This window comes from Streptomyces sp. NPDC030143 (assembly GCF_055573695.1).
This window is the reverse complement of the sequence record NZ_JBVIAY010000015.1, coordinates 219,904-226,438: the sequence shown is the minus strand read 5'-3', so window position 1 is coordinate 226,438 and position 6,535 is coordinate 219,904. Positions and strand designations below refer to the sequence as shown.

Sequence of the window (6,535 nt, the reverse complement as noted above, 5' to 3'; positions counted from 1 at the left end):
CGCATACCTGGCGCGATCTGCTGACGGCAGCCGGGATCACGCACAAACGCACCCGCCCCTACCGGCCGCAGACCAATGGCAAGGTCGAACGCTTCAACCGGACGCTGCTGGACGAATGGGCCTACGCCCGCCCCTACTGCTCAGAGCAAGAACGACGCGACGCCTTCCCCGCCTGGCTGCACACCTACAATCACCACCGCGGACACACCGCGCTGAAGGGCCAGCCACCCGCCAGCCGCGTCCCCAACCTCTCAGGGCAGTACACCTAGTTGGCGCGGTCGGCCAGCGCGGCCGGGGGTTCGTCGTCCATCTCGAAGGCCATCGGGAAGGGGGCGTGACCGGCCAGCCGGAACCAGCGGACCTTGCGGTGCTCGCGCAGCCTGCGGGCGGCGCCGACGGCGTCGTTGTGGAAGCGGCGGGCCATCGGTACGCGGCGGACCGCCTCCGTCAGTTCGTGGGTGGCCGCCTCTCCCCCGGGCACCTCACGGACGACCTCCAGCTGCTGCGGGTACGCGAAGACCGCGCGCAGTGCCTGGCTGAGCTCGCTCTCGGCGACCTCCCGCTGCTCCTCCTCCGCCTGCCGGGCGGCGTGCGCGGCCTCGTACAGCACGATCGACGCGGCCGGGTCGAGCACCCCGGAGGTGGCCAGCTCCTGGGCCACGGACGCTCTGCGCAGCAACTGCGCGTCGAGGGCGGCGCGGGCGGCGTCGATGCGGGCGTGCAGCCGGTCCAGCCGTCCTGCGGTCCAGCTCAGGTACAGGCCGGTCGCGACGAGGACGACGAGGATCCAGATGAGGGTGGGGGTCACGAGCGGCAAGGCTACCGGGGCGCTCATGCGGGCGGCCGTGTGTCCGACGGCAGCCGACCGCCCCGCCTTCGGGCACCGGACGGGTCGGGTGTGCCCCTCACCGGACCTGGCCGCGTGTGCCGAACCTGTCGGACCGGCCCGGCCGCGCGCGCCGGACCGGACCTGGCCGTGCTCGCCGAACGTGCCGGACCGGGCCGCGCGCCGGACCGGACGTGGCCTCGCGCCGGGCCTGCCGGCTCGGATCGGGCCGCCGTGCCGAACTCGGCCCCGGCCGGCCCTCAGGGGTCCTTGCACCACGCCCGCCCGGGCCGCGCGGCCTGATCAGGCGCTCACCGTGCAAGGACCCCTCAGTCCCGGGCCAGGCCGAAGCGGGACATGAGGCCCGGGGAACCCTTGTCGTCCGCCGCCACCGCCGCCGCGCCCGCCGTCACCGTCTCGTACACGGAGAGGATGTCGGCGCCGACGGTCGACCAGTCGAAGCGCCGCACGTGGGCGCTGCCGCGGCGGCGCAGCTCGGCTCTGCGCTCCGGGTCGCCGAGGAGGCGTACCGCCGCGTCGGCCAGGGCGTCGGCGTCCTCGTTGGCGAACAGCTCGCCGGCCGCGCCCTGGTCGAGGACCTGGGCGAAGGCGTCGAGGTCGGAGGCGAGGACGGGGGCCCCGGCCGACATGGCCTCGACGAGGATGATGCCGAAGCTCTCGCCCCCGGTGTTGGGCGCCACGTACAGGTCGACGCTGCACAGGAAGCGGGCCTTGTCGTCGTCGCTGACCATGCCGAGGAACTCCACGCGCGGGCGCAGTTCCTCGGGCAGGTCGGCCACCGCCTCCTCGGCGTCGCCGCGGCCGGCGACCAGCAGCCGGGCGTCCGGCCGCTCGGCGAGGATGCGCGGCAGGGCCTTCATCAGCACCGGAAGACCCTTGCGGGGCTCGTCGATGCGGCCGACGAAGCCGATCGTGCCGCCCTGCCACTCGGGTCTGGGCTCGGCCCGGGCGAAGAAGTCGACGTCCACGCCGTTGGGGATGACCACCGCGTCGCCGCCGAGGTGTTCCACCAGGGTGCGGCGGGCGTACTCGCTGACCGCGATCCGGGCACTGATCTTCTCCAGGGCCGCCTGGAGGATCGCGTACGCGGCGATCATGGCGCGCGAGCGCGGGTTGGACGTGTGGAAGGTCGCCACGATCGGTCCCCGGGCGGCCCAGCAGGTGAGCAGGCCGAGGGAGGGCGAGGTCGGCTCGTGGATGTGGATGACGTCGAACCCGCCGTCGTGCAGCCAGCGGCGCACGCGGGCGGCGGACAGGAAACCGAAGTTCAGCCGGGCCACCGAGCCGTTGTACGGCACGGGGACCGCGCGGCCCGCGGAGACGACGTAGGGCGGCAGCGGGGTGTCGTCGTCGGCGGGGGCGAGGACGGACACCTCGTGGCCGAGCCGGATGAAGTACTCGGCGAGGTCGCGGATGTGGAACTGGACGCCGCCCGGCACGTCCCAGGAGTACGGGCAGACGATGCCGATCCTCACGCGGCCGCCCCGTCCGACGGGCGGGGTTCCAGGTCCGCGAGCCAGAGCCGTTGCAGCATGTGCCAGTCCTCCGGGTGGTCGGCGATGCCCGAGGCGAAGACGTCCGCCAGCGCCTGGGTCATCGCGGACGTCTTCTCCGCCCGGCTGCCCGTGCCGGGTTCCTCGACCGCGGGGTGGACGCGGCCCCGCATGACGGGCGAGTCGTCGTACCAGAGCGTGACGGGGAGCAGGAGCGCGCCGGTCTGCTGGGCGAGCAGGGCCGGGCCGGCCGGCATGCGGGCGGTGTCGCCGAAGAAGTCGACCTCGACGCCCGAGGCGGACAGGTCGCGGTCGGCGACCAGGCAGACCAGGCCGCCGTCGCGCAGCCGCCGGGCCAGGGTGCCGAAGGCTGAGCCGCCGCTGTGCGGCAGCACCTCCATGCCGAGCCCTTCGCGGTAGGCGACGAAACGGTCGTACAGGGTCTCGGGCTTGAGCCGCTCGGCGACCGTGGTGAAGCGGGTCCCGAGCGCGGTGACGGCCCAGGCGCCGGCCAGGTCCCAGTTGGCCAGGTGCGGCAGGGCGAGGACGACTCCCCTGCCGGCCGCGAGCCCCTCGGTGAGGTGGTGCAGGTCCTGGGGGTCGAAGCCGTTCCGGACCCGGTCGGCGCTCCAGGCCGGCAGACGGAAGGACTCCATCCAGTAGCGCATGTAGGAGCGCATGCCGGCGCGCGACAGCTCGGCCAGGCGCTCGGGGCTCGCGTCGGGCACCACGCGCGCGTAGTTGCTCTCCAGGCGCAGGACGCCCTTGCCGCGCTGTTTCCACGCGAGGTCGGCGATGGTGCGGCCGAGGCGTACCGCGGCCGGCTCTGGCAACCGTCGGACCGCGCCCCAGCCGAGGCCGTACAGCGCGTCCGTCAGCCGGTCCTGGGCGCTCACTTCGTCGCCTCGCTCCCCCGCGTCCGCGTCTGCCCGCCCGCCGGGGTGTCCGCCTCCGCTTCCGCCTCGGCCTCCTGGTCCTCGGCCCGGGTCTGGGCCTCGGCCTCCGCCTCCGCCGATTCGCGGCGGACGGTGACGACCCGCTGAATCAGCGTGACCAGGCTGCCGACGGCGACGATCCACAGGGCGACCGGCAGCAGGTACTGGATGCCGGGGACGCCGAACGCGTGCAGGCCGGCGAGCCCGGCCGCGACCAGCGAGACCACCAGCCGCTCGGCCCGCTCGACGAGCCCGTTGACGGCCACCGGCAGCCCGATCGACTCGCCGCGCGCCTTGGTGTACGAGACGACCTGGCCGCTGGCCAGGCAGAAGATGGAGACCGCGCACAGGATGTTGTCGTCGCCGCCGCCCGCGTACCACAGGGCGAAGCCGCCGAAGATCGCCCCGTCGGCGACCCGGTCCAACGTGGAGTCCAGGAAGGCGCCCCAGCGGCTGGAGCGGCCGAGCTGGCGGGCCATGTTTCCGTCGACGAGGTCGGAGAACACAAACAGGGTGATCACGACCGTGCCCCAGAAGAACTCGCCCCGGGGGTAGAAGACCAGCGCGCCCGCGACCACGCCGGCGGTGCCGATGAGCGTGACCGTGTCGGGGCTCACGCCCCGGCGGATGAGAAACGCGGCGAACGGTGTGAGGACACGCGTGAAGAATGCACGCGCGTACTTGTTCAGCATGGCCTTCCCGACGGTCGGTGTGGCCGCGGCCCTGGTGGCCACCGGCTGGCCCATCGTAGCCACGCGCGCGTGGGCGGTCGTCGGGCACCCGCCGCCCCGTGTCCCGGTCCGACGGCATCCTGGGCCACGGCCCGGCCACGCGCCCGACGACCGCGTGGTGGCGTCGTCGCGTCGCTCGTATGGACGCACCGTGACGGGAGTGGAAAGCTCGAAGGACCGCGGGCGTCGCCGGAGCCGCCTGACGCGGAGCCGCCGTGCCCGCGCCCCCGATGACCTCACCGTGCACGGGAGGCACGACATGGGCGACAAGGCGAACGCACACCCCGGGGCCGCCGGCAGGGCTACGGCGGTCGACCACCCCGCGTCCGTACGGAATGTGGTGCTGGTCGGCCACAGCGGATCGGGCAAGACGACTCTGGTGGAGGCTCTCGCGCTGACGGCGGGAGCGGTGAAACGGGCGGGCCGCGTGGAGGACGGCGGCACCGTCTCCGACTACGACGAGATCGAGCACCGCCAGCACCGGTCGGTCCAGCTCTCCCTGGTACCGGTCGAATGGGACGGCATCAAGGTCAACCTCCTCGACACCCCCGGGTACGCCGACTTCGTCGGGGAGCTCCGGGCCGGTCTGCGCGCCGCGGACGCGGCCCTCTTCGTCGTCTCGGCCTCGGACGGCGTGGACGGTTCGACGCGCATGGTGTGGGAGGAGTGCGCGGCCGTCGGGATGCCCCGGGCGATCGTCGTGACGCACCTGGAGGCCGCGCGCGCGGACTTCGAGGAGATGACCCGGATCTGCGCGGAGGCCTTCGGCGGTGACGACCCGGACGCGGTGCTGCCGCTGTACCTGCCGCTGCACGGCCCGAAGGGACCCGACGGGCACGCGCCCGTGACGGGCCTGACCGGGCTGTTGTCGCAGACGCTGTTCGACTACTCCTCCGGCGAGCGCGCGGAGTCCGAGCCGGGCGAGGACCAGTTGCCGCGCCTCGAGGAGGCCCGCGACCGGCTGATCGAGGGAATCATCGCGGAGAGCGAGGACGAGACCCTCATGGACCGCTATCTCGGCGGCGAGCGGATCGACGTCAAGTCTCTGATCGAGGACCTGGAGCGGGCCGTCGCCCGCGGCACGTTCTTCCCCGTCCTCGCGGCCGCCCCGGCCGCCGACGGCGCCCGGCAGGGCATCGGCACGGTGGAGCTGCTGGAACTGGTCACCCGCGGCTTCCCGACGCCGCTGGAGCGCGAGGCGCCCGGCGTCACCACCGTCGACGGCGAGCCGCGCGCGCTGAACTCCTGCGATCCGGACGGACCGCTGGTCGCGGAGGTCGTCAAGACGTCCTCCGACCCGTACGTGGGCCGGGTCTCGCTCGTCCGCGTCTTCTCCGGCACCCTGCGCCCCGACGAGACCGTCCACGTCTCCGGGCACGGGCTGGCCGACCGCGGCCACGAGGACCACGACGTGGACGAGCGCGTGGGCGCGCTGTCCGCGCCCTTCGGCAAGCAGCAGCGGACGCTGTCGCACTGCATCGCGGGCGACCTCGCGTGCGTGGCGAAGCTCAGCCGCGCGGAGACCGGCGACACGCTCTCCGCCAAGGACGACCCGCTGCTGATGGAACCCTGGCAGATGCCCGACCCGCTGCTGCCGCTGGCCATCCAGGCGCACAGCAAGGCCGACGAGGACAAGCTCTCCCAGGGGCTGGCCCGGCTGGTCGCCGAGGATCCGACCATGCGGCTCGAACAGAACCAGGACACCCACCAGGTGGTCCTGTGGTGCCTGGGCGAGGCCCACGCGGACGTCGCCCTGGAGCGCCTGCGCAGCCGCTACGGCGTCCGGGTCGACGTCGTCCCCCACCAGGTCTCCCTGCGCGAGACGTTCGCCGCTCCGGCCTCCGGGCGCGGGCGGCACGTGAAGCAGTCAGGCGGTCACGGTCAGTACGCCATCTGCGAGATCGAGGTGGAGCCGCTGCCGGGCGGCTCGGGCATCGAGTTCGTGGACAAGGTCGTCGGCGGCGCGGTGCCGCGGCAGTTCATCCCGTCCGTCGAGAAGGGCGTACGGACGCAGGCCGCCAAGGGCCTCGTCGGCGGTCATCCGCTCGTCGACGTGCGGGTGACCCTCCTCGACGGCAAGGCGCACTCGGTGGACTCCTCCGACGCCGCGTTCCAGACGGCCGGCGCGCTCGCCCTGCGGGAGGCCGCGGCCGACGCGAAGATCCATCTGCTGGAGCCGGTGGCCGAGGTGAGCGTGCTGGTCGGCGACGAGTACGTGGGCGCCGTGATGAGCGACCTGTCGGGCCGGCGCGGCAGGGTGCAGGGCACCGAGCAGACCAGCGGCGGGCGCACGCTCGTACGCGCCGAGGTGCCCGAGATCGAGATCGGCCGGTACGCGGTCGACCTGCGCTCACTCTCGCACGGCACGGCACGCTTCCACCGCGCCTACGCCCGGCACGAGCCGATGCCGGCGCAGGTCGCCGAACGGGTCCGTCAACAGGCGCAGGCCGGTTAGGGGTTGAGACGGGGCCGCACGCAAGTGGCCCACGTGGAAGGTGTTCCTCCGATTCGGCGGGCGGCTTCGGCCGT

At 73.5% G+C, this 6,535-nt stretch carries 6 protein-coding genes; 2 read left to right on the top strand and 4 right to left on the bottom strand.

Annotated elements, in window-relative coordinates:
• A partial coding sequence (locus ACZ4YY_RS25190) for an integrase core domain-containing protein (protein ID WP_468294309.1) occupies positions 1-269 on the top strand: 269 nt, incomplete at its 5' end.
• Here the strand turns inward: ACZ4YY_RS25190 and ACZ4YY_RS25185 are convergent.
• From ACZ4YY_RS25185 to pgsA, 4 genes are all read right to left on the bottom strand, one after another.
• Complete coding sequence (locus tag ACZ4YY_RS25185; protein ID WP_468294306.1) at positions 266-808, bottom strand: LemA family protein; 543 nt, start codon at positions 806-808, stop codon at positions 266-268. The two genes, ACZ4YY_RS25190 and ACZ4YY_RS25185, sit on opposite strands and share 4 nt — an antisense overlap.
• A gap of 347 nt (positions 809-1,155) precedes the next feature.
• Entirely contained in the window at positions 1,156-2,322 is a 1,167-nt protein-coding gene (locus ACZ4YY_RS25180; RefSeq protein WP_468294303.1) for a glycosyltransferase family 4 protein, read from the bottom strand.
• Positions 2,319-3,236, bottom strand: coding sequence for a phosphatidylinositol mannoside acyltransferase (locus ACZ4YY_RS25175; protein ID WP_468294300.1), 918 nt, complete (start codon positions 3,234-3,236; stop codon positions 2,319-2,321). Before ACZ4YY_RS25175 ends, ACZ4YY_RS25180 begins: the two co-directional genes overlap by 4 nt.
• Entirely contained in the window at positions 3,233-4,021 is a 789-nt protein-coding gene (pgsA, locus tag ACZ4YY_RS25170; protein ID WP_468294340.1) for a phosphatidylinositol phosphate synthase, read from the bottom strand. Before pgsA ends, ACZ4YY_RS25175 begins: the two co-directional genes overlap by 4 nt.
• 244 nt (positions 4,022-4,265) lie before the next feature.
• Here pgsA and ACZ4YY_RS25165 point away from each other — a divergent pair, with 244 nt between their 5' ends.
• Positions 4,266-6,461, top strand: coding sequence for an elongation factor G-like protein EF-G2 (locus tag ACZ4YY_RS25165; RefSeq protein WP_468294298.1), 2,196 nt, complete (start codon positions 4,266-4,268; stop codon positions 6,459-6,461).
• The last annotated feature ends 74 nt before the right edge of the window (positions 6,462-6,535 follow it).

Bases quoted from the DNA above. Each gene is read 5' to 3' on its own strand.
- pgsA (WP_468294340.1), bottom strand. From the start codon at position 4,021: ATGGGCCAGCCGGTGGCCACCAGGGCCGCGGCCACACCGACCGTCGGG.
- ACZ4YY_RS25165 (WP_468294298.1), top strand. From the start codon at position 4,266: ATGGGCGACAAGGCGAACGCACACCCCGGGGCCGCCGGCAGGGCTACG.